This window comes from Seonamhaeicola maritimus (assembly GCF_008056315.1).
GTDB classification, from domain to species: domain Bacteria; phylum Bacteroidota; class Bacteroidia; order Flavobacteriales; family Flavobacteriaceae; genus Seonamhaeicola; species Seonamhaeicola maritimus.
Genome location: NZ_VRKQ01000008.1, coordinates 1091075 through 1112865, shown reverse-complemented (window position 1 = coordinate 1112865; position 21791 = coordinate 1091075). Strand labels below are relative to the sequence as shown.

The 21791-nt window shown below is 33.1% G+C and carries 21 protein-coding genes; 9 read left to right on the top strand and 12 right to left on the bottom strand.

Features of this window, described 5'->3' with window-relative positions; genetic code table 11:
- Positions 1-26 precede the first annotated feature (26 nt).
- The 3 genes from FUA22_RS04590 (at position 27) to FUA22_RS04580 (ending at position 2717) form a co-directional block, all read left to right on the top strand.
- Positions 27-407, top strand: a complete 381-nt coding sequence (locus FUA22_RS04590) for a DUF4242 domain-containing protein (protein ID WP_241664752.1) — start codon at positions 27-29, stop codon at positions 405-407.
- A gap of 283 nt (positions 408-690) precedes the next feature.
- Positions 691-1689 (top strand): Gfo/Idh/MocA family protein, encoded by a 999-nt coding sequence (locus FUA22_RS04585; RefSeq protein ID WP_147766639.1) that lies wholly within the window; start codon positions 691-693, stop codon positions 1687-1689.
- Positions 1690-1706: 17 nt separating this feature from the next.
- Positions 1707-2717, top strand: coding sequence for a Gfo/Idh/MocA family oxidoreductase (locus FUA22_RS04580; protein WP_147766638.1), 1011 nt, complete (start codon positions 1707-1709; stop codon positions 2715-2717).
- A 52-nt stretch (positions 2718-2769) separates the two neighbouring features.
- Here the strand turns inward: FUA22_RS04580 and FUA22_RS04575 are convergent, their stop codons facing one another.
- The 7 genes from FUA22_RS04575 to FUA22_RS04545 form a co-directional block, all read right to left on the bottom strand.
- A complete protein-coding gene (locus FUA22_RS04575; protein WP_147766637.1) occupies positions 2770-3525 on the bottom strand; it encodes a LytR/AlgR family response regulator transcription factor in 756 nt (251 codons plus the stop codon).
- Between the two features lie 151 nt (positions 3526-3676).
- Entirely contained in the window at positions 3677-3997 is a 321-nt protein-coding gene (locus FUA22_RS04570) for a 2TM domain-containing protein (protein WP_147766636.1), read from the bottom strand.
- 2 nt (positions 3998-3999) lie between these two features.
- Complete coding sequence (locus tag FUA22_RS04565; protein ID WP_147766635.1) at positions 4000-4335, bottom strand: 2TM domain-containing protein; 336 nt, start codon at positions 4333-4335, stop codon at positions 4000-4002.
- 5 nt (positions 4336-4340) lie between these two features.
- Positions 4341-5003, bottom strand: coding sequence for a 2TM domain-containing protein (locus FUA22_RS04560; protein WP_241664751.1), 663 nt, complete (start codon positions 5001-5003; stop codon positions 4341-4343).
- Between the two features lie 11 nt (positions 5004-5014).
- Positions 5015-6358: a histidine kinase gene (locus FUA22_RS04555; RefSeq protein ID WP_147766633.1), complete on the bottom strand. Its 1344-nt coding sequence runs from the start codon at positions 6356-6358 to the stop codon at positions 5015-5017.
- A gap of 33 nt (positions 6359-6391) precedes the next feature.
- Complete coding sequence (locus FUA22_RS04550) at positions 6392-7015, bottom strand: hypothetical protein (protein ID WP_147766632.1); 624 nt, start codon at positions 7013-7015, stop codon at positions 6392-6394.
- 204 nt (positions 7016-7219) lie between these two features.
- The gene (locus tag FUA22_RS04545; protein ID WP_147766631.1) at positions 7220-7948 is read right to left on the bottom strand and encodes an energy transducer TonB; all 729 of its coding nucleotides are present in this window, start codon (positions 7946-7948) and stop codon (positions 7220-7222) included.
- Between the two features lie 121 nt (positions 7949-8069).
- On the opposite strand from FUA22_RS04545, the gene FUA22_RS04540 reads away from it, so the two are divergent.
- The gene (locus FUA22_RS04540) at positions 8070-8837 is read left to right on the top strand and encodes a carbohydrate-binding family 9-like protein (protein WP_147766630.1); all 768 of its coding nucleotides are present in this window, start codon (positions 8070-8072) and stop codon (positions 8835-8837) included.
- An 8-nt stretch (positions 8838-8845) separates the two neighbouring features.
- On the opposite strand, the gene FUA22_RS04535 is transcribed toward FUA22_RS04540, so the two are convergent.
- A complete protein-coding gene (locus FUA22_RS04535; RefSeq protein ID WP_147766629.1) occupies positions 8846-9850 on the bottom strand; it encodes a sugar kinase in 1005 nt (334 codons plus the stop codon).
- 172 nt (positions 9851-10022) lie between these two features.
- Between FUA22_RS04535 and FUA22_RS04530 the strand changes: the two genes are divergently transcribed.
- The 3 genes from FUA22_RS04530 to FUA22_RS04520 all read left to right on the top strand — a co-directional run bounded on the left by FUA22_RS04530 (position 10023) and on the right by FUA22_RS04520 (position 14157).
- Positions 10023-11168, top strand: coding sequence for an NAD-dependent epimerase/dehydratase family protein (locus FUA22_RS04530; RefSeq protein ID WP_147766628.1), 1146 nt, complete (start codon positions 10023-10025; stop codon positions 11166-11168).
- Positions 11169-11331: 163 nt separating this feature from the next.
- The gene (locus tag FUA22_RS04525; protein ID WP_147766627.1) at positions 11332-12948 is read left to right on the top strand and encodes a PQQ-dependent sugar dehydrogenase; all 1617 of its coding nucleotides are present in this window, start codon (positions 11332-11334) and stop codon (positions 12946-12948) included.
- A gap of 204 nt (positions 12949-13152) precedes the next feature.
- Entirely contained in the window at positions 13153-14157 is a 1005-nt protein-coding gene (locus FUA22_RS04520) for a sugar kinase (RefSeq protein ID WP_147766626.1), read from the top strand.
- 31 nt (positions 14158-14188) lie between these two features.
- Here FUA22_RS04520 and FUA22_RS04515 read toward each other — a convergent pair whose 3' ends face one another.
- Positions 14189-16342: a TonB-dependent receptor gene (locus tag FUA22_RS04515; RefSeq protein WP_147766625.1), complete on the bottom strand. Its 2154-nt coding sequence runs from the start codon at positions 16340-16342 to the stop codon at positions 14189-14191.
- 477 nt (positions 16343-16819) lie between these two features.
- On the opposite strand from FUA22_RS04515, the gene FUA22_RS04510 reads away from it, so the two are divergent.
- The gene (locus FUA22_RS04510) at positions 16820-17314 is read left to right on the top strand and encodes an RNA polymerase sigma factor (protein WP_147766624.1); all 495 of its coding nucleotides are present in this window, start codon (positions 16820-16822) and stop codon (positions 17312-17314) included.
- A gap of 4 nt (positions 17315-17318) precedes the next feature.
- The gene (locus tag FUA22_RS04505; RefSeq protein ID WP_147766623.1) at positions 17319-17948 is read left to right on the top strand and encodes a hypothetical protein; all 630 of its coding nucleotides are present in this window, start codon (positions 17319-17321) and stop codon (positions 17946-17948) included.
- Between the two features lie 56 nt (positions 17949-18004).
- Here FUA22_RS04505 and FUA22_RS04500 read toward each other — a convergent pair whose 3' ends face one another.
- The 3 genes from FUA22_RS04500 to FUA22_RS04490 all read right to left on the bottom strand — a co-directional run bounded on the left by FUA22_RS04500 (position 18005) and on the right by FUA22_RS04490 (position 21757).
- Complete coding sequence (locus FUA22_RS04500) at positions 18005-18598, bottom strand: pseudouridine synthase (RefSeq protein WP_147766622.1); 594 nt, start codon at positions 18596-18598, stop codon at positions 18005-18007.
- Positions 18585-20876 carry a type IA DNA topoisomerase gene (locus FUA22_RS04495; RefSeq protein ID WP_147766621.1) on the bottom strand — a complete coding sequence of 764 codons (2292 nt, stop codon included), beginning with the start codon at positions 20874-20876 and terminating at the stop codon, positions 18585-18587. The genes FUA22_RS04500 and FUA22_RS04495 overlap by 14 nt, the downstream gene beginning before the upstream one ends.
- 131 nt (positions 20877-21007) lie before the next feature.
- Positions 21008-21757, bottom strand: a complete 750-nt coding sequence (locus tag FUA22_RS04490) for an NYN domain-containing protein (RefSeq protein ID WP_147766620.1) — start codon at positions 21755-21757, stop codon at positions 21008-21010.
- Positions 21758-21791 lie beyond the last annotated feature (34 nt).

The window sequence follows — 21791 nt, the reverse complement described above, 5'->3', positions numbered from 1 at the left end:
TTATTAATCATTTAAAAATTAACATCATGAAGTATTTAAAGTTTTTACCGTTTTTATTTCTTAGTATTTCGCTTTCGGCACAAAATCAAAAATCTTTTGAATCAGGACAAAACGTTATTCATGAAAATGAAACCATGAAAACCTATGTTATTGAGCGTATTATTCCAGGAGCAGGAGACTTAACTGCTGAACAACTTAAAGGAATCTCTCAAACGTCATGTTCAGTCTTGCAGGAAATGGGACCAATAATTGAATGGCAGCATAGTTATGTTACAGGAGATAAAGTTTATTGTGTTTATAAAGCAATAAACAAACAACTAATTGAAGTACACGCTAAAAAAGGGAATTTCCCTGCAAACTCAATAAACGAAGTGGCCGCAAAAATTAGTCCAATTACCGCAAAATAATAGGCAAAATTTAATAAACAAGAAACTCGTCATATCATGGTTGGTTTCTTGTTTTTCTGTTATAATAATAACTAGATTATGATTATAAAATAATCAGGAAAGAAATGAAACTCCAATTGGTATTTTAATGAGTACAGCCCAACTTTTTTAAAACGCTTTAGGTTCTGATTTTTGTTAAAAATTAGGTAAATTCGTTTAACATTGGATATAAACAATATACAATACGATTTATACCCATAAGACTATTAGGCTGAAACAAATCAGTGATAAAATCTTTCTAAAAATGACACAAAAAATTATGGAGGAAGTTTGTTGGGGAATTATTGGGGTAGGTGATGTTTGCGAAACAAAAAGTGGACCACCACTTATACAAACACCTAATTCAAGTGTTAAGGCGGTTATGAGAAGAAATTCTGAAAAAGCAAAGGATTTTGCCAGTCGTCATGGTGTTAAAAAGTGGTATAATAATGCCGATGATTTACTGAATGATCCTGAGGTAAACGCTATATATATTGCAACGCCACCTGAAACGCATGCTGAATATACATTGAAAGCAGCGGCTCTTGGAAAACCTGTTTATGTAGAAAAGCCAATGGCACGTTCACATAAAGAATGCCTATCAATGGTAGAGGCATGTAAGAAAGCAAATGTTCCGTTATATGTTGCTTATTACCGCAGAACATTACCAAATATCCTTAAAGTAAAAGAACTAATTGATACAGGTGCTATTGGAGATATTAGAAGTGTTGATATAGCCGTACAAATGACAATTGAGAATGACATTGTTGGAACCCATCATCACGTTAATAATTGGCGAGTTGACCCTGAAGTTGCAGGTGGTGGTTATTTCTATGACCTAGCGTCACATCAATTAGATGCACTTGATTTACTTTTTGGCCCTATCACAGAAGCAAGTGGGTTTTCTGAAAATCAATCAAAAACGTATAAAGCTGATGATATCACTGTTGGTGTTTTTAAATTTAAAAATGGGATTATAGGAAAAGGCTTGTGGGCTTTTAATACTAGTAAGGCTTCTCAATATGAAATGACAACAATAATAGGCAGTAAGGGTGAAATATCATTTCCTTTTTGGGGAGATCATCACGTTACTCTGAAAATGGAGAATAAACCCGTTAAGAAATTTGAATTTGAAGTTCCTAAATACATCCAAGAGATACTTATTCAAACTATTGTGAATGACCTACAAGGAAAAGGAAAATGCCCAAGCACAGGAGTTTCAGGAGCTAGAACAAATTGGGTTTTGGATCAAATAGCTAAATAAAACTTGATTATAAAACCGTGAATACTACAATTAAAACAGGAATATTATCTTATGGAATGTCTGGTAAACTATTTCATGCACCATTTCTTCAAGACCACCCAGAATTTGAACTTATAGGTATAGTAGAGCGAACTAAAAAAAAGGCACATTTAGATTTTCCACATATAAAAAGTTATAATTCAGTTGATGAAATTTTATTAGATGATTCTATTCAACTTATTATTATAAACACCCCAAATAACACACATTTTGAATATGCATTAAAAGCTATTAAGGCAAAAAAACATGTATTGATTGACAAACCTTTTGCTACTACTTCTTCACAAGCAAAACAACTATTTGAAGAGGCTAAAAAGAACAAAGTGTTGGCACTGCCTTATCAAAACAGAAGATATGACAGTGATTATCTCTCTGTTAAAGAAGTCATCGAATCAGGTAAGTTAGGCGATTTGATTGAGGTTCATTTTCGTTATGATAGATATAGCAACTCCATAATTGAAAACAGTTGGAAAGAAAAGGCTTTACCAGGAAATGGTGTTCAATTTAATTTAGGGGCACATACAATAGATGCAATAATTGCATTGTTTGGTCTTCCTTTAAAATGGTCTAAACACCCTTCATTTGTTCGTACTAATACTCAAGTAGTTGATTATGTCCATATTCATTTACTATATCCTAATAATTTACAGGTTTTTGTAACTATCAGTTTATTGGTTGCCGATCCGCAACCTGCTTTTGTAATTCAGGGTGCATTAGGAACCTATAAAAAGCAACGCACTGATGTTCAGGAAGATCAATTAAAAGTAGGAATACAACCTAACAATTTAAAATATGGCGTGGAAATGCCTGAGAGCGAAGGAATATTAACCACGATTGCACCGAACGGGTTAAAAAAACAAGAAAAAATAGCTGCAAAAAAAGCAAGTTATATGAATGTCTTTGAAGATGTTTATCAAACCTTGAGAAAGAACAAAGACTATCCTATAACTGAAGAACAAATAATAGCGCAATTAGAAATATTAGAATAGTAGAATTACTTACTATATAAGAAAAACAGTCACATTTATTCTATCCTAAAAATTACTCTAACCAAGTTTTAAAATCTTTAACTCGTTCTCTAGCTACAATAACGTCTTGTTCATTATAAGAATTTAGTTTTATTTGTAGACGTGAATTGGTATAACTTACCATATCTTTTATGGCATTAATATTTACGAAGAATTTACGGTTTATGCGGAAAAACGTGTGTGGTTCTAATTCGTCCTCTAGTTGTTCTAGAGTTTTATCTAGCAAATAGTTTCTACCCTCAGAAGTATGCAAGTAGGTCCCTTTATTCTCAGAATAAAAACATTCTATTTCATCTACATTAATCAGTTTTAAATGTTGCCCTACTTTTACTGAAAACCGTTTTTTGTATTCTCTATCAATAGGATTTACCAATAGTTTTTTTATATCTGAAAAATCTAGAGTGACAGCTTGCTTTTCTGGTGAATTCTCTTGAAACTGTTCTACTGCACTTTTAAGTTCTTCAGAATCTATCGGCTTTAATAAATAATCTATACTGTTAAGTTTAAACGCTTGTAGCGCATACTCATCATACGCGGTGGTAAATATAATTGCCGACTTTATATTTACAGTTTCAAAAATTTCAAACGATAAACCATCACTTAATTGAATATCTAAAAAGATTAAATCTGGATGTTTATTTTCTTGAAACCACTGGATAGACTCCTCTACGGAGTGCAACATTGTTTCGGCTTCAATTCCCAATTTATCCAACATACGTTGTAATCGTCTTGCTGATGGTTTTTCGTCTTCTATTATTATTACTCTCATTTTTTACACTACCTAATTAAATGTACATATTAATATTGTTGATTAAAAGAAAACACTTTGAAGTCGTCATTCTGAGCTTTTGGAAAAAGCGTAAGAATCTCTTCTTCAAATGCAGTAGATTGTTACGTCGTTTCACTCCTCACAATGACAACTACTCCCAAAGGGTTGTTTCTTCTTCCTCTTTTTCTAAATATTCTTTCATTTTTTGGTCTTCCCAGCCTTTCTTAAATATACTCTTACCTTTTAGCGCCCATCTACCATGAAGGATGATAACAACTGTCCACACTACTATGATAATTGAATTAAACAATATGAAAAATTCGGAGTACGGATTATTCTCATCTAAATACAAAAAATTAATTGACAACAGAATTAACACCACAATAAATAACACTAAATGGTAATAGAACATCTTAATATGTCTAACCTTCTCCTTAGCTTTAAAATAACCCTTGTTTTTATCTTGCTCCATGGTTATTGAAATTTTTGTCTTCTATTTTCTTCTTCCATAAATTCTTTCACCTTTCGGTCTTCCCAAGATTTGCTAAAAAACAAATTCTTACCGAATACGCCCAAAGCGTGAAATCCTAATCCTATACCCCAAAATAATGGTGTTGCAAAGGTGCCAAAGTGCCAAATATTCCAGCCAGAACCTCTGCCTATCATTATAATAATAAATATGTTCACGGCAACATACCAGAAGGCATGCCAATAAAAGCCTTTAAGTTCTTTTATTCTTTTTTGAGCTCTAATATAAGCTTCTTCTTTTCTAAAATCTCCTTGTCCGGATTTATAATCTATTCGTTTCATAATACTTAGTTCCAATGGTTACGTTGTTCTTCTTTACGCATAAAATCTTTTATCTTACGTTGTTCCCATTTTTTTCCGAATACCACACTTTTACCAAAAACTGCGATAGCATGAATACCTAAACCAATGCCCCAGAAAAAAGGTGTAGCATAGGTATACCAAGCCGTGAATGGTAAGTTGGTTACAAAATATAGTACAGAAAGAATGAATATGTTAACAACAATATAAACTACAGCATGCCAACAAAAACCCATTAAATCATCTACTTTCTTTTTAGCGTGGAAATAAGCCTCTCTTTTGGAGAAATCTACTTCTTGGTTTTCTATACCTAATTGATTATTAGTTGCTATAAAATTGGCTTCTTCCTCATCTAAAAATTGCTGTAGTTTCTTCTCCTTCCATCGTCTAAAAGACAGGGTACTTTCGCTATATACGGCAAAACCATGAAATGTTATACCTATACCCCAAGCCATCCAAACGGCGAATGTTGAAAAATCAAAGAATGCCTCAGAAAAAGACTCTCCTCCTCTGATGTTAAATGTAATTTTTATAGAAGATATGAATATATTTATTAAAACATATACTACTAGATGAGTATAGAATGCTTTTATATCATCTACACGCTTTTTGGCGCTAATATATTTTTCTTCATTATTAAAATTTTTCATGATGCTTGTTGTTAATCCCATCGCGTATCCTCTTCTTCTTGCTGCATGAATTCTTCAATCTTACGTTTTTCCCAACTACGTCCAAAAGCGCCGTCGTTTACAAAAACTCTGAAAGCTTGAATTGCTAACCCTATTCCCCAACCAAACATTGGAAACCAAAACCACTGGAAGTGCCATGAAGTTTTATAGTTTATAAAGGCTAAAAATGGTATAACGAATACGTATGAAATAAGGCTATAATAAAACCCTTTAAGTTCTTCTACATGATCTCTTGCACGTAAATAACTGTCGTCTATGTCTTTTGATGATTGATGTTTCATAACTGATATTTGTTTTGTAAGCATTGGTATAGCAACCGAAAACTTACTTGTTTCTTTTGTGATATCTATTTTTCTTGTTGTTAATAAATCATAGCGTTGCATGATATTACTTAATCCAACACCACTACTCTTTTTTACTATCTGCTTTGGCTGCAGGTTGTTTTCTACTACTAAGTATCCACTGTCTTCAAAAATTCTAATATGCAACGGTTTGCTACTGGTTACCATATTGTGCTTCACTGCATTTTCTAACAGCAGTTGTAATGATAAAGGCACCACTTTACTCTCAGGGTTAGATGCTTTTGAAGGCAGTGTAAAAACAATACTATCTTCAAATCTCATTTTAAGCAATGACATATAAGTCTTTGCAAATTGTAGTTCCTCATCAACAGATACTAGTTCTTTATTTTTCTGCTCCAACACGTATCTGTAAACTTTAGATAGAGACGTGGTAAAATCTTGTGCCTTCTCTGGATGCTCTTCTATTAAACTGGTTAACACATTTAAACTATTAAACAGAAAATGTGGGTCTAATTGATTTTTTAAAGCATCAAATTTAGCACTAGCTGTACCTGCAATTACCTTTTGTTCTTTTATCCTGTTTTGCTGATACTTATTATAGAAATATATAAAATGAAATATTATTAATGCTGTCAAAGTAATCCACAAACCAAACTGATATTGCTTAAATGATTGATTAGCTAAAAACTCTTGAAAGGACAATCCTCTAAGGGTAAAAGCCACAACCAAATTCAAAACAAAAAGGCAAATTAAAGTAATTAAAGTGGCACCAATGATTCCAATTAAAATACGCTTAACCATCTGATTCTTTTTCCAATTTCTACTATTCATATAATCGAAAAAATACATATTGGAAAACCCTATAACAAAAGAGAATAGTTGATATAATGCAAAACTAACTAAGAAATCTTGTGTGCTTTCAAAATTAAAGCCGTTATAAAGGAAGTTCCCAATTAGAAAAACAACTATTCCTATACAAAAACAGATAATGATATTTTTAACCAGGTCCTTCATTTTTATATTTTAATTATTAATTATTAGATTTAATTACTTAGCGCAAGATTGCAATAACATATCTACTCGTTCTTTTCCCCAATTTGGATGAAATGGTGTTTCTGGTTTAAAATTAGCAAAAAGTTCTTTGGCTTTTTCTAAATCTTTACAAAATGGTGTTGTGTCTTGACCAAAAAATCGTGCGCCACCAATATTCCATTCCGCTTCGCTATAAACTACCCTAGGATTATCTGGCGCTATAGCCTTAGCTTTGGTGTAAAGTTCTACTACTTTAGGAGACATGGTCATACCATAATTAGCACCATCATAGGCTACCCAGGCCGTATATAACAGAGCCTGCATTACCATAATTTCAGGGTTGTCTTTAGAAATGGCTGTTGCATCATTTAAAAAGTCTTGGGCTTTTTTTAGTTGAGCGGTTAGCTTGTCTTTGTCTTTCTCCCCAAAACTACTTACTATATTAACTTGAGCTGCGTAATACGGAGGCAACCAATTATCTGTTTCTGCATTGGCTATTCTTTCAAATAAATTAGTAGCTTCAGTTGGGTTACCACTTCCCCAAATTTCAAATGCTTTTTGCATTCCTTTTTCGTAATTAGTTTGAGATTGTACAATTCCTGTAACTAATAGTGTTGCAATGATGATTAGATGTTTCATTTTAAAAAATTTAGATTAATAACTGTTCGTTTTTTAATTGTGAAACAAATATCTAGCATAAACCAAGGTTTTTAAAAAGGGAATGACCGAACCGTAGAATTTTAATGACGAATTGTAAACTATTCTATATTTAAACAAAAAACCAAGAGATAAATAAATACCTCTTGGTTCACACATTGATATAAAGAATTCTATTTACAGACCTTAACCTTCTTGATACTTGAAGAATATAGGAACCGCATAGGATACTTTAACAGGTTTACCACGTTGTTTGCCAGGTCTCATTTTTGGCAATAATCCAATTATACGTTCAGCTTCTTTCTCTAAAATTTTATCTGGTCCTCTAGAACGTATACCAGCTACATATCCTTGAGTATCTATAGTGAAAATAATGGAAACTCTACCTTGAATACCTAAATCTAAGGCAGCCGCTGGATATGAAAAATGTTTAACAACGTGCTCTTGCATTTTTTTTTGGAAACACTCTTTACTTTTGGACTTAGACAAACCTTCACATCCAGGAAAAACCGGAACATCTTCAATTACAGCAAAAGCCACTTCAACTTCTTCTTCTATTTCTACAACCTCAACATCTTCAACATGAATAACTTCGACTATGGCATCACTTTGATCTGTTTCAGAACTTTCAATAATAGTTTCTTCAACATCTTCAACATCCTCAACAATTTGCAGATTCTCTTGAAGAACTGCAGGTGGCGGCGGTGGAGGTGGTAGTGCTACTTGATCTAAAACAGGAATTTCTTCTTCAAACTCACTTACTACCTCTAATACATCAATTGATACTACGTCATTTTCGTAGGTTTTGAATTCTAACATTTGCCACGAAAGAAGTAACATCAAATTAAGACCAATAGCAAAATATAAGCTACTATTGCGCCCTATTTCTAATTTTGGATTCTTTTTTGGTTTCATGACTCTAATATTTGTATCTTAAATTTAAGATTTTACATCGTAAAAAACTATGACAAAAATCATGTAAACGTATGGCTTATAGGCTTTAATATGTTACTTTAGTTAACTCAAATTTTAAATTATGAACAACTTTCACAAGCTCTTTTTACCTTTATTATTTATTGGCTTTTTTAGCTGCAACAAACAAAAAGCCGATACCAATGAAAGACCAACTTATAAAGTTTTGAAAGCAACAGATTCTATTGTAATTGATGGCATCATGAATGAAACTGTTTGGAAAAAGGCCGAAGCCCGCTCATTAAATTATTTCTATCAGGCAGAAACTAAAAACGAGCATCAGAATACCGTTTATAGAATGCTTTGGGATGATGAAAACCTATATCTCTTTTTTGAATGTGAAGACACACATATTGTAGCTAGAGAAACTAAAAGAGATGGTGCCCCGTATTTTGATGACTGTGCAGAATTATTCCTGATTCCTGCACCTAAACCTCTAAATGCCCATATTGCCTTGGAAGTAAGTGTAACCAAAGTTAAAAACGATGTGCTTTTCTTGAATGATTTTGAAAAAGGCAAAAACCTTGCGGCAAAATGGTACAACCCCAATTATGATATTGGTGTGCAAATTGATGGCACCATAAATGACAACTCTGATACTGACAAAGGATGGACTATGGAATTTAAAATACCTTATAATGTTTTATGGGGCTTAGACAGAGCCTATCCTATTGAAAAAGGCACAAAATATATGTTCTTAGCTTTACGACAAGATCGTAATACTATTGAAGGCGAAGATAGATCTACCACTACTATTTATCCTGTTGAAAATATTGAAATCAAGGATGTCCACCAACCAGATATGTTTGGGTTGATGGAACTTGTAGAGTAAAATATATACTAACGGTTTAGTCTTCCGGAAATATTTCCTTCTAAAATTGCCGTAACATCTTTTACAGTTGCCAAATTAACATCGCCTTCATAAGTGTGTTTTAAGGCGCATGCTGCGCTTCCAAATTCCATGGCTTTATAGTCATCGTAATTTTGCAAACCGTAAATTAAACCTGCTGCAAATGCATCTCCGGTACCTATACGGTCAACAACATGGGTGATATCTAGGTCTTCGGTTTCTCTAAACTCTTTTCCGTTCCACATTCGCGCACGTATTTTGTGCCAAGATGAATTCAATGAGGTTCTAATCTTATCGAAAACCTTTTCTATTGAAGGAAATTTTTCCATAAGATCTGTGGAAGCGGCAATGAAATCTTCATTTGAATAAGAGTAGTTTGTTCCAAGAACCTCGTTAATCTCATTAATTCCTCCTATAAAAACGGTTGACAAGCTTATTAATTCTGCTAAGGCTTCTTTTGGATCTTTACCATATTTCCAAAGTCCACTTCTGTATGTTGGATCCGTAGAAACGGTCATTCCTTTTTCTCTGGCCAGCGTTAAACCTTCTTTTAAAATATTAAATGCTTCTTGAGATAAAGCCGGTGTAATTCCGGTCCAATGAAACCACTCCCCTTTACGTAGCGCTTTTTCCCAATTAACCATGTGTGGTTTAATCTCTGAAAAAGACGAATGCGACCTGTTATACGAAATAGCACTAGGACGCATAACCGCACCTATTTCTAAAAAATAAACTCCTAAAGGACGTTTTGAAAATGCTATTGAAGACGTACTTACTCCAAATTTATTGATATAGGCAATAGCCGTTTCACCAATAAAATCATCAGATACTACACTAATATGTTTCACCTTACCACCAAAATTCGCGATTGAAATACCAACGTTTAATTCGGTTCCTCCAAAAAAGAATTCTACCATATTAGACTGAATAAATTTCTTTTTCCCTCTAGGTGATATACGCATTAAAACCTCACCAAATGTTATAACCTGCCCCATTATATTTAGAATTAACTAGTTAATTTCTTGCAAGATAGTTAATTCTTTAAAATTGGTTAACCAATTTTGAATTATTTTTTCATGATTGATTTAATGATAAATTTTAACTACATTGTTTAACAATTACTAAATAAAAATACGTGTCTCATCAATCATCATCAAAATTAATCAAATGAAAAAAAGCAGAAGAGAGTTTATAGGTATCAGTGCCATGTTAGGGTTATCATCTATGTTACATGCTAGTCCGTTTAACCAATTAATCAATATTGAACCAAGCAATAAAAAATTGAAAATCCTTATTCTTGGAGGCACCAGTTTTTTAGGGCCGCATCAAATTTCGTATGCGCTTCAAAGAGGACATGAGGTTTCTATCTTTTCCAGAGGAAAGACAAAACCAAAAATATACTCAGAACTTTTCTCTAAAGTTGAACAATTAGTTGGAGATAGAGAAGATAATTTAGATGCACTAAAAAATAGAACTTGGGATGTTGTTATTGATAATTCTGGCAGAAAAACCAAGTGGACCGAGGACGCTGCTAAGCTACTTGTAGATCATATAAAATATTACATGTATACATCTTCGGTAAGCGTATATTACCCATTTTTAGGTGATGACTTTTCTGAAACCCGTGATGTGGTAACTGAAATACCCGAGGATGCATCTGAAGACGAAAAACCAACTTACGGTTATGGTGTTATGAAAGCTACCTCAGAATTAGCTGCTATTAAGACGTTTGGAGCAGATAGAACTTTTGTAGTAAGACCTCATCTTATAGTTGGACCTGGTGATCCTACAGACCGCTTTCCATACTGGTTAGCAAGAATAGAAAAAGGAGGCGATTTTATTATTCCAGGCACTAAAGACGAAGTGGTTCAATATATTGACGTAAGAGATTTAGCTGAGTGGATGATACGGTTGGTTGAAAATGAAACTACCGGTATTTACAACGGTGCTGGACCTGGTTTTGAACTAACAACTAATGCCTTTGTACATGGTATTCATGCCAGCTATAATTGCCCAATTAATTATATCCAAATTGATGATTTTGTGTTTTTAAAAGAGAATAGCATCATTGGAATACAACCCTGGGTTATACAATTACCTAAATACGCAGGCATGTCTAAAACAGATACCCGTAAATCTATAGAATCTGGTCTCACATTTCGTTCGTTATCAGATACTGTTAGCGTAACTAAAGATTGGTGGTATTCTGATGCTGTTTCACAAGAAAGACGGGATAATATTTTAAGTGGTGAACGCTCTTTTATGAAACGAGAAAAAGAGATTCTGAAAAAGTGGAAGGCTAAAAAAGGTTAACTCACCAAGATCCATAACACACAATTGTAAAAAATTACACAAGCAACTATTTTCTAGCAACAAACCAATTTAATTATTGACAATCAAATATTTATTTCAAATATCAATATTAGCTAATTTTTAAGGTTAGGCGATATCATTTTAATTAAAAAGTAACTTATAAATGAAAAAATTATTACTAATTCTTTTCGTCATATTAACCAATTGTAAAAATTCAGAACATATTGATCGCGCCCCCTTCGAAAAGCCTAAATTCATACTCCAATTAAATAATACGCAGTTACTTGTTAGTGAGGTTGTACGAGATTTAGATCAACCTTGGGAAATTGTGTGGGGTTCAGATGAACATCTTTGGTTTACTGAAAGAAAAGGAAAAATAATGCGCATGGATTTATCTAATGGAAAAGTTAAAACAGTTTTAAATATCCAAGACATTTATTCAGGAGGGCGTACTCCTGGCCTACTTGGTATGGTCTTGCATCCAGATTTTAAGAATACTCCACACATATACGTGCATTACACCTATATTGACTCAACAAGTATTGACGAACTAGACTTTAGTGGAAACATTAATTATTTCAGATCTAAGGTGATGCAATATGAATATTCCTTTAACGAAGACACCCTTATTAATCCTAAACCTGTTTTATCAAATATTCCTGCTTTTAGAGCTCACAATGGATCTAGGCTATGCATCAGTGAGGAAAACAAACTTCATTTAGCATTGGGTGATGCGGCAAATTCCAAAAATGCACAAACAAAATCAAGACTACCAGGGAAAGTCCTTAGAATGAATCTTGACGGAAGTATTCCTAAAGACAATCCTATTCCGAATAGTTATTTCTTTTCTATGGGCCATCGAAACCCACAAGGACTTGTAATAGCTAATGGTAAAATTTATTCCTCTGAACATGGTACAGATAACGATGATGAAATTAACTTAATAAAACCTATGGGCAACTATGGGTGGCCATATGTACAAGGATATTGTGATAAAAATATTGAAACGACTTTCTGTGACTCACTGAATATTACTGAACCTCTTTACTCCTGGACACCTACCATTGCTCCTGCTGGGTTGGATTATTACAATCACAAAGCTATTCCAGAATGGAAAAACCATTTATTGCAAACAACTTTAAAAGGATGTGCCCTTTGGCTTTTTGAACTAAATAAAGAAGGGGATAAAATTTTAGACAAAAAAATATACTTGCAGAAGCAATTTGGTCGCCTTAGGGATCTATGTGTTTCTTCTAAGGGTGATATATATGTTATTACTAGCAATTCGGACTGGCATATTCCAAGATACAAATGGATGTATGACAGTGTCCCAAAAGAAGGTAATGATAGAATACTTAAAATTTCGGTATTACACAATTATGAGGAGAAAAAATTTAAGAATCTAAAAGTCTTTACTGAAGATGATGAACCCACTCAAATGTTTGTTCAGTCATCACCTGAAAAGCTTCTTTATCAAAACAACTGTGCATCTTGTCATATGAGCAGAGGAGAAGGTATTCCAAATTTTGTTCCTCCACTGAGTGGAACGAAAACCATTGCAAACAAGAAGAAACTTATAGAAACAGTACTTTTTGGAATGTCAGGAGAAATTGAAGTGAAAGGTGAAAAATATAATGATGTAATGCCCGGGTTTTCAGAAAGTCTAACGAATGAAGAGATAAAAGTTCTTTTAAACTTTATACGGGGGCATAGTGATCATACAGATTCTATATCTACAGCTGAAATAGATAAAATTAGAAAAAGAGGCAGGTTATTATAAAAGAAGGAATCATTACATTTTATAGTAATGTAAACTACTTGATTGTAATGCATGTAAGTTAAGGTAATAATTGGTAACTTATTAAGTTACTATTCAAGTTATACAAAAACTGAAGGCACATTTAATTATTATATTTTTATTTTATTTTTAAACGTTTATTGTAATATACCAAAAACTATATTTAACAAAATTTAAAAATACAATATGGCTAAAAAAGTAATCACATTTGGAGAAGTAATGATGCGTTTATCTCCCCCAGGATATTCAAAATTTTCTCAAGCAAATTCTCTTGAGCTTGTTTATGGTGGTGGGGAAGCTAATGTAGCCATTTCATGTGCCTACTTAGGCATGAAAGCTGGACATGTTACTCGTTTCCCTGACAATGCCCTTGGTAAAGCCGCAACTCAATTTTTACGTAAACATTGGTTAAGCACAGAGCATGTTATTTATGGTGATAAAATGATGGGTAAATACTTTTTAGAAAAAGGTGCAGTGCATAGACCGAGTGAAGTTATTTATGAAAGAGAAGGATCTGCTTTTTCTTTAATTGAACCATCAATGATAGATTGGGAAGATGTTCTTAAAGATGCCGATTGGTTTCATTGGACAGGAATTACGCCTGCCATTTCAAATGGTGCAACTATGTGTTTACTTGATGCCATTAAAACTGCTAATAAAATGGGAATAACTGTTTCCGGTGATATTAATTCTCGTAAAAACATGTGGAAATATGGAAAAACCATGCAAGAAGTTATTCCAGAATTAGCTCAAAATTGCGATATAGTAATTACAAGCAGCAGAGGAATAAATGAAATGTTTGGCCTTGGAGAACTAGGTAAAAAATTTCAATCTTCTGCTAAACTACTCATGGAAAAATACCCAAGAATTAAAAAAGTAGTTAGAAAAACTAGAAGAACTATTAGCGCCTCCCATCATCAAATTCAGGGTAAAATATGGAATGGTCAAGATTATATTAAATCAGACATGCTTAACATCACACATATTATAGACCGTGTTGGAACTGGTGATGCTTTTGCTTCAGGATTAATATATGGCTTATTACATTATGATAATGACCAACAAGCTATAAGTTTTGCTACAGCAGCTTGCGCCCTTAAACATACAGTTCCTGGTGATGTTAATATGGTTTCATTAGACAACGTTCTTAGCTTAATGGAAGGTGACACCTCAGGAGCTATAAGGAGATAGTTTAATCAAAACGGTTTGTAAAACATATCTCCTACAGATTATCTAACTGATTACTTGTTTTATCTGTACTAATCGTCCAAAAGAATCCAATAAAAAAGAACTGATCTGCTGCGGGTGTCAATGCACGTCGGTTAAAATTACCATTTAAATCAGGTGTATTAGAATATTGATAACCATTAATATTTTTAAATCCTAATACATTATTTACAGAGGCATAGAGTATTTTTTGTTGAGAAATTAAATACGCCCAGTTCAAACTTAAACTATTAAAAGACTTTGTTTTTTCATTTAAAAACCCAGGAATATTCGGATTGGTATATGTTCTTCCAGAAGCAAATCCATAGCTAAACCCAACCTGACTTTTCCAATCGGTTATAAAATATTTACCAACCACAGACAAGTTATGCTTGTTAGCAAAATTTGGTTCTGCTTCCAAAGTATAATTGTTGTAATTACGCTTGGTATCTAGAAAGGAATAGCTTAACCAATAATCGAAGTTTTTAATAGAATTACTATCTCTCCAAAAGAAATCTATACCCTTTGCATACCCAACTCCTGAATTATCATAATTACTGTTGAAGCTAGCAAAATCAGTATCGTATTTCACTAAGTTATTATACTTCTTATAGTAAGCTTCGGCTCTAAAAATACGTCTATCAGCATTGTATTGATAGTTCATAATATAATGTGAGGTATTTTGAGGTTTTAAATCTTGTTCAAACTTCAACACGTTACTAGACGGGTTTTGGTAAAAATTCCCGTAGGCCAATGATAACTGGCTCTTATTACAAATTTTATAGGCCAAAGACAATCTTGGGGCTACGGTAAAATCTTTAAAAATATCACTATACTCGGCCCTTAATCCCGTTTTAAACGCTAACTGTTTTGAAACAAAAATATCTGCCTCTGCAAATGCAGCCGCAATATTATTATCATAACCGTAACCTACTTTATCTACTTCAATATTTTGAAAAGTCTCACCGAAATCGGTTGCAAAATACTCTGCTCCAAAATACAGTTTGAATCTATTACTGATACGATTTTTAAATTTCATTTTCGCGTGGAAAGAGTTTTCCGTATCGTCAATATCATTATCTTCAAAATTAATTCTATTGTTGGCATGTGTAAAACTAAGCCCACTAAACATGGTCCAAGTATCATTTAATTTTCCTGTGTACGATCCATTTACATAAAAATTTTCATTATTCAATTTAAAATGAGCACCATCAGGATAATTAATATCTTCTTGAGTTAATTCGAAATTTGAAGCATCGAAAGCTCCGTAAAGTTTAAATAAACCATTATTCGTTTTCTGTCTAAATACTGCTTCTCCTGAAACAGTTTCAAAAGGTTTCTTCCAATCGTTTCTATCTGGAAATAAAGCAATGTAAGGTGCTAAGTTTATGTATGATGCGTTTACACTCAACGAACTTTTTTCCCATTTTTGCGTATTGCCTAAAGCGGCCCCCACACTCATAATTCCAATATCGGTTTTATCCTGATCTGGCTCATCTATAGTATTTAATAGTAAAACACTTGATAGAGCTTGACCATATTCTGCAGAATAACCACCGGTTGAAAACGTAATACCATCAAATAAAAATGGAGAATAACGTCCACGAGTTGGAGCATTATTGGTTGTTGGTGTATAAGGTGTAAATACACGAATACCATCAATAAAAATTTGTGTTTCGTTGGCATCACCTCCACGCACAAATAATCGACCGTCTTCAGAAACAGTTGATGTTCCAGGAAGGGTTTGTAAGGCACCAACAAAATCGCCCAAGGCACTAGCTGTGGTAACTACATCTAAAGGGTTAAGTACATTCACTTTACTATTATCACCAGCAGAAAATGTTCCAGCAGAAAGCACTACGGCATCCAAAGTATTAACGTCTTCACGAAGTTTAATAGTCAAATCTTTCATAAAAGAAAGATCACCAACCATAGTAAAAGTTTCATAAGATAAATAGGAAACTATTAAGGTTTGAGTGTCAGTCTCTGAGGTTTTAAATGAAAAAGTACCTGTGTCATCAGAAGTACTACCATCATAAGTACCTTCTAAATAAATATTGGCACCTGCAATGGGTTGATATTTAGTATTAAGCACTTTTCCATTAATAGTGGTTTGTGCTTGTAATTGAAAACTAAGAAGTGCGATTAAAATGATGATTAGTTGTTTCATGATTAAATTATTCTATTCGTTTTTTGTTTGATGAAACAAATGTGCGATAGATCTTTTTATGAAAAAACAGAAAATAACCGAACTGTAAATTCTTATGGATGAATTGAAAAATTGACTTAAAAAGTCTTATTTATTTTCTGGAATTTCCTCTAAAAAAAGTAAAGTATCCATCATAGAGATTGTTTAATATTATTAGAAAGAATGTCGGAATTTTATTTTATTATTTTTTTATATATTAGTAAATAAATAGTAATAAAAATCACAAAATACCAACGATAGATTTTATCTATAATAAAGGTTTAATTATTTAATTATCATTCAAATAAACCTACACACCTAACTCTTTTCTTTAACATATTAAATTTTGAGTATATTTTATAAAAATCAATATCAATCTATTTTTAGAAACTTTATTTTCTGCAATTACTGTAACAATTTAAACCATCAAGCTACTTACCTATTAACTAAACCATCATATTGAAAAACGAATTAGAACAGAATTTTGTAGAACTGCTTGAAAAGCATCAAAATATTATACACAAGGTGTGCAGATTGTACACTAATAATTATGATGCACATAATGATTTATTTCAAGAAATCACCATTCAACTTTGGAAAGCATACCCTAAGTTTCGTGGCGATTCTAAATTTAGCACCTGGATGTACAGAGTTGGTTTAAATACTGCAATTACTTTATACCGTAAGTCTAAAAGAACAATCACCACTCAAGATTTTGAAGGTGTATCTTTTAAAATGAAATCTGAAGAATATGATGATACTGAAGAACAACAATTAAAAGTTCTTTATAAAGCTGTACACCAATTAAATGATATTGAAAAAGCACTTGTTTTCTTGTATTTAGAAGATAAGGACTACAGAGAAATAAGTGAAACAATGGGGATAAGTGAAGTGAATGCCCGAGTGAAAATGAACCGAATTAAGAAGAAGCTAAGAACCATTTTAAATCCGTAAAACTATGGATGAATTAGATTTATTAAAGAAAGATTGGAATAAAAAAGAAACGCATGATAAGCTATCTGCAAAAGATATCTTACCCATGTTGAATAAAAAATCGTCTTCTATTGTTAAGCTTTTATTTTATATAAGTGTTGCAGAATTATTTTTTTGGATTTTAATAAATTCCATCCCCTATTTTCTTTCAGATAGCTACAGAGAAAGAATGAACATGGTTTATTCAGATAGCGCCTTAGTTGGGTTAACTATCTTTAGTTATGCCGTAATTTTACTTTTCATTTTTCTGCTTTACAATTCATACAAATCTATTTCGGTTACGGACAGCGCAAAGCGCCTGATGGAGACCATTATAAGAACTAGAAAAGTAATTAAATATTATGTGCTCTACAATTTAATAATGGCCGGTGTTTCAATGATAATAGGTGTTTATTACTCACTCCACAACGACCCTGAAGCCGTTAGTTTTATTGAAAAAACTGGCGATAAAGGTATGATGATTATAATTGGATTAAGCGTTATTTTTACTGGTGTTCTGGTAGTAGTTATTTGGTTATTTTACAAGCTTATTTACGGTCTATTATTAAAGCGACTAAACCGAAATTACAAAGAACTTAAAAAATTAGAGGTTTAATATATTTGAAAGTTACCATGTCGATTTGGACTTTCCGAACTACAAGGTAACTTCCTTCAATCTCTAACGCGAAAATCTGCCATCTCAATAACATCACCAACCTGCATATTATCGAGCAAGATATTACCCACTCTAACACGCACCAACCGTAAGGTTGGAAACCCGACTGCCGAGGTCATTTTTCGTACCTGGCGAAACTTACCTTCTTTAAGCGTAACCGAAATCCAACTTGTTGGTCCGTGCCTATCATCACGTATATTTTTTGACCTAATTGGTAATTCAGGAATATCCTTAAGTCTAAAAACTTTACAAGGTTTGGTTTGATATTTTTTGCCATTAAATCCAATCTCAACACCAGATTTCAGTTGCTCAATAGCTCCATTAGAAATATCACCATCCAGTTGAGCATAATATTCTTTCTCTACTTTCTGACTATTAATAAAGTCGCTCATCTTTCCATCAGTAGTCAATAACAACAAACCTTCAGATTTTTCATCTAATCTACCTATTGCCATAATCCCTTCTGGAAATTCGCATAACTCCCCTAAAAACTGTTTCTTCTGTTGCTTAGAATCCTGACTTTTAAATTGACTTAAATAGCCAAAAGGTTTGTATATTATAAAATGCCTATGGCTTTTAGAAGTTTCCATTTAATATTTTATACACCAATTCTTTGGTGACTTGTTGCCCATTAATTTTTTGTCTAACCACATCAAAAAACACTTTAAAGTCGCACCCCGATTTATATTCAGAACAACCATAAGCTGTTTTCCCTTTTACCACAGTACCTTTTTCACATTTAGGGCACAACATTTCTCCGGGCTTTGTTTTTATAGGTGTTTGTTTAGGCTCTAACTTTAATTGAAACTTATCATCAAAACGTAATAAACCTTCAACAGTTCCGGATTCGGTTTTAAAACCTTTTAAATTAACAGTACTCCCCTTTTTAAGCAATCTCACAAACTGTTTTTCAGAAATCTTCTTTCCATAAACTTTAAAGGGTAATTTAAAATCACATCCTGTTTTATAGACACTACAGCCATAGGCAGATTTACCTTTTATAACCTTACCTTGTTTACATTTTGGGCACCCTTCAACCGTTATTCCAGTTACTTTTTGGACATTTGCTTTAACCTTTTTCTTTTTTGCATTTGCTTCAGACGAAATATTAGCACGCTTGGTTTCACTGCGCACTTCATAAACCAAAGCATCTACCATGCGCTTCATATTTTTTATAAAAGCTCCTGCGCTAAAATCGCCTTTTTCAATATCTTTTAATTGCTTTTCCCAACGACCAGTGAGTTCAGCAGATTTCAATAAGCTATTTTGTATGGTATCAATCAATTGAATTCCAGTTTCTGTTGGTAAAACTTGCTTTTTATTTCGCTTGATATACTTCCGCTTGAAAAGCGTTTCAATAATATTAGCTCGTGTTGAAGGTCTACCAATACCGTTCTCTTTCATTAAATCTCGCATTTCGTCATCTTCAACCTGCTTACCAGCCGTTTCCATTGCACGTAACAAAGACGCCTCAGTAAACTGATTGGGTGGTTTGGTTTGTTTTTCTACAAACGTTGGCTCATGTGGACCTTTTTCCCCTTCAACAAAAGTTGGTAATATATTTGGTTCCTTTTCTTTTGTATTTGGAGATTCAAAAACCACGCGCCAACCTTTTTCTAAAATCTCTTTCCCCGTAGTTTTAAAAGATACATCTGCTGCTTTTCCGACTACATTGGTATTAGCTACAGAACAATCATCATAGAAAACCGCAATAAAACGTCTAGTAATAATGTCATACACTTGCTGTTGATTGGATTGTAATCTAGACTGTATTCCCGTTGGAATTATAGCGTGATGATCTGTTACTTTTTTATCATTAAAAACTTTAGCAGATTTTTTAATATTCTTCCCTAAAAGTGGTTGTACTAAATTTGAGTAATTAGTAAGCTTTTTTAGAATGCCTTCAACCTTTGGATAAATATCTGTTGGTAAAAAAGTAGTATCTACTCTAGGGTAAGTAACTACTTTTTGCTCGTATAAAGACTGTACAATTTTAAGTGTTTCATCTGCCGAAAACCCAAATTTCGTATTACAATAGACTTGTAAACCGGTTAAATCGAATAATTTAGGAGCATATTCTTTTCCCTTCTTTTTGGAAACAGATACAATCTCAAAATCGCTTTCGTTTACTTTATCAGCTAAAACTTCTCCATCTTCCTTTTTAAAAAAGCGTCCTTCTTCATAACTAAAAAGGGTGTCTCTATATTTAGTTTGTAGCTCCCAATAAGGTGTTGGTTTGAAATTTTCAATCTCTTTGAATCGGCTTACAACCATAGCCAATGTTGGAGTTTGTACACGGCCAACTGACAATACTTGCTTATAACCACCATGCTTTACAGTATAAAGTCTGGTAGCATTAATACCGAGCAACCAATCTCCGATGGCACGTGAGAAACCAGCGTAATACAAATTATCATAATCTGAAGAGGACTTTAAATTATTAAAACCTTCCTTAATAGCTTCAGTGGTAAGCGATGAAATCCAGAGGCGTTGTACTTCACCCTTATAGTTGGCTTCATTCATTACCCAGCGCTGTATAAGCTCTCCTTCTTGCCCTGCATCACCGCAGTTTATAACAACATTGGCTTTGTCAAATAATCTTTTTACAATATTAAATTGCTTTTGAATCCCAGAATTTGAAACCACTTTGGTTTCAAACTTTTCCGGCAGCATTGGTAAATTGTTTAAGTCCCAGCTTTTCCAATAAGGCTTATAATCTACTGGTTCTTTTAAAGTACATAAATGCCCAAATGTGTAAGTTACTGCATACCCATTACCTTCAAAATAACCATCATGCTTGGTTTTAGCACCTAACACAACGGCAATTTCTCTCGCAACACTTGGCTTTTCGGCAATACAGACTTTCACTTATTATTCTAAATTAATGCGAACTGCAAAATATGAATTTCGGTATTTTTTAGGAAGTAGAGTTATTAGTAGTTATTAACTAGATTTAAAAGAAAAATAGAATGCTTGTTTCTCAATTAAATTGAAATATTTTAGCGCTTTTTTGCTTTTGAAGCGCGTTTACTTTTATTTCTTACAAAAATTAATTTATGCCTACTTCTTGAAGTTTCCCTCTGTTCAATATCAAACCTATCTGTAGATTTAATTAGGGGCGTTAATTTTTCAAATCCATAATTCCTTGAATCAAAATTGGGTTGTTTTTTTTGTATTAAACTTCCAACATCTCCAAGAAATGCCCAACCATCATCATCAGATAAATCATTAATAGTGGTTCTGATAAGGTGTATTTCCTTTTCGCTTATTTTATCTACATCAGACTCTTTATTATCAACTTTCTCCTCGGTCTGTTTTTTCAGTATTTCTATGTAGATAAACCTATCACATGCAACAATAAATGGGTTCGGGGTCTTCTTTTCACCCATGCCTATTACCTGCATCCCTGCCTCTCTTAATCTAGTTGCTAATCTAGTAAAATCACTATCACTAGAAACAAGACAAAAACCATCAACTTTTTCGCTATAAAGAATATCCATAGCATCGATTATCATTGCTGAATCTGTGGCGTTTTTACCCGTTGTGTATCCATATTGTTGAATTGGAGTAATGGCATTTTCTAAAAGTAAGTTCTTCCATTTACTTAAACCAGGTCTTGTCCAATCACCATAAATTCTTTTTATTGTTGGGTTACCGTATTTGGCAATTTCTTCCATCATCTCCTTTACCCTTGCAGATGGTATGTTATCACCATCAATCAGAACTGCCATGTTAATATTTGTATTCATGTTACATATTTTTAATGGTGACTAAATAAATTAA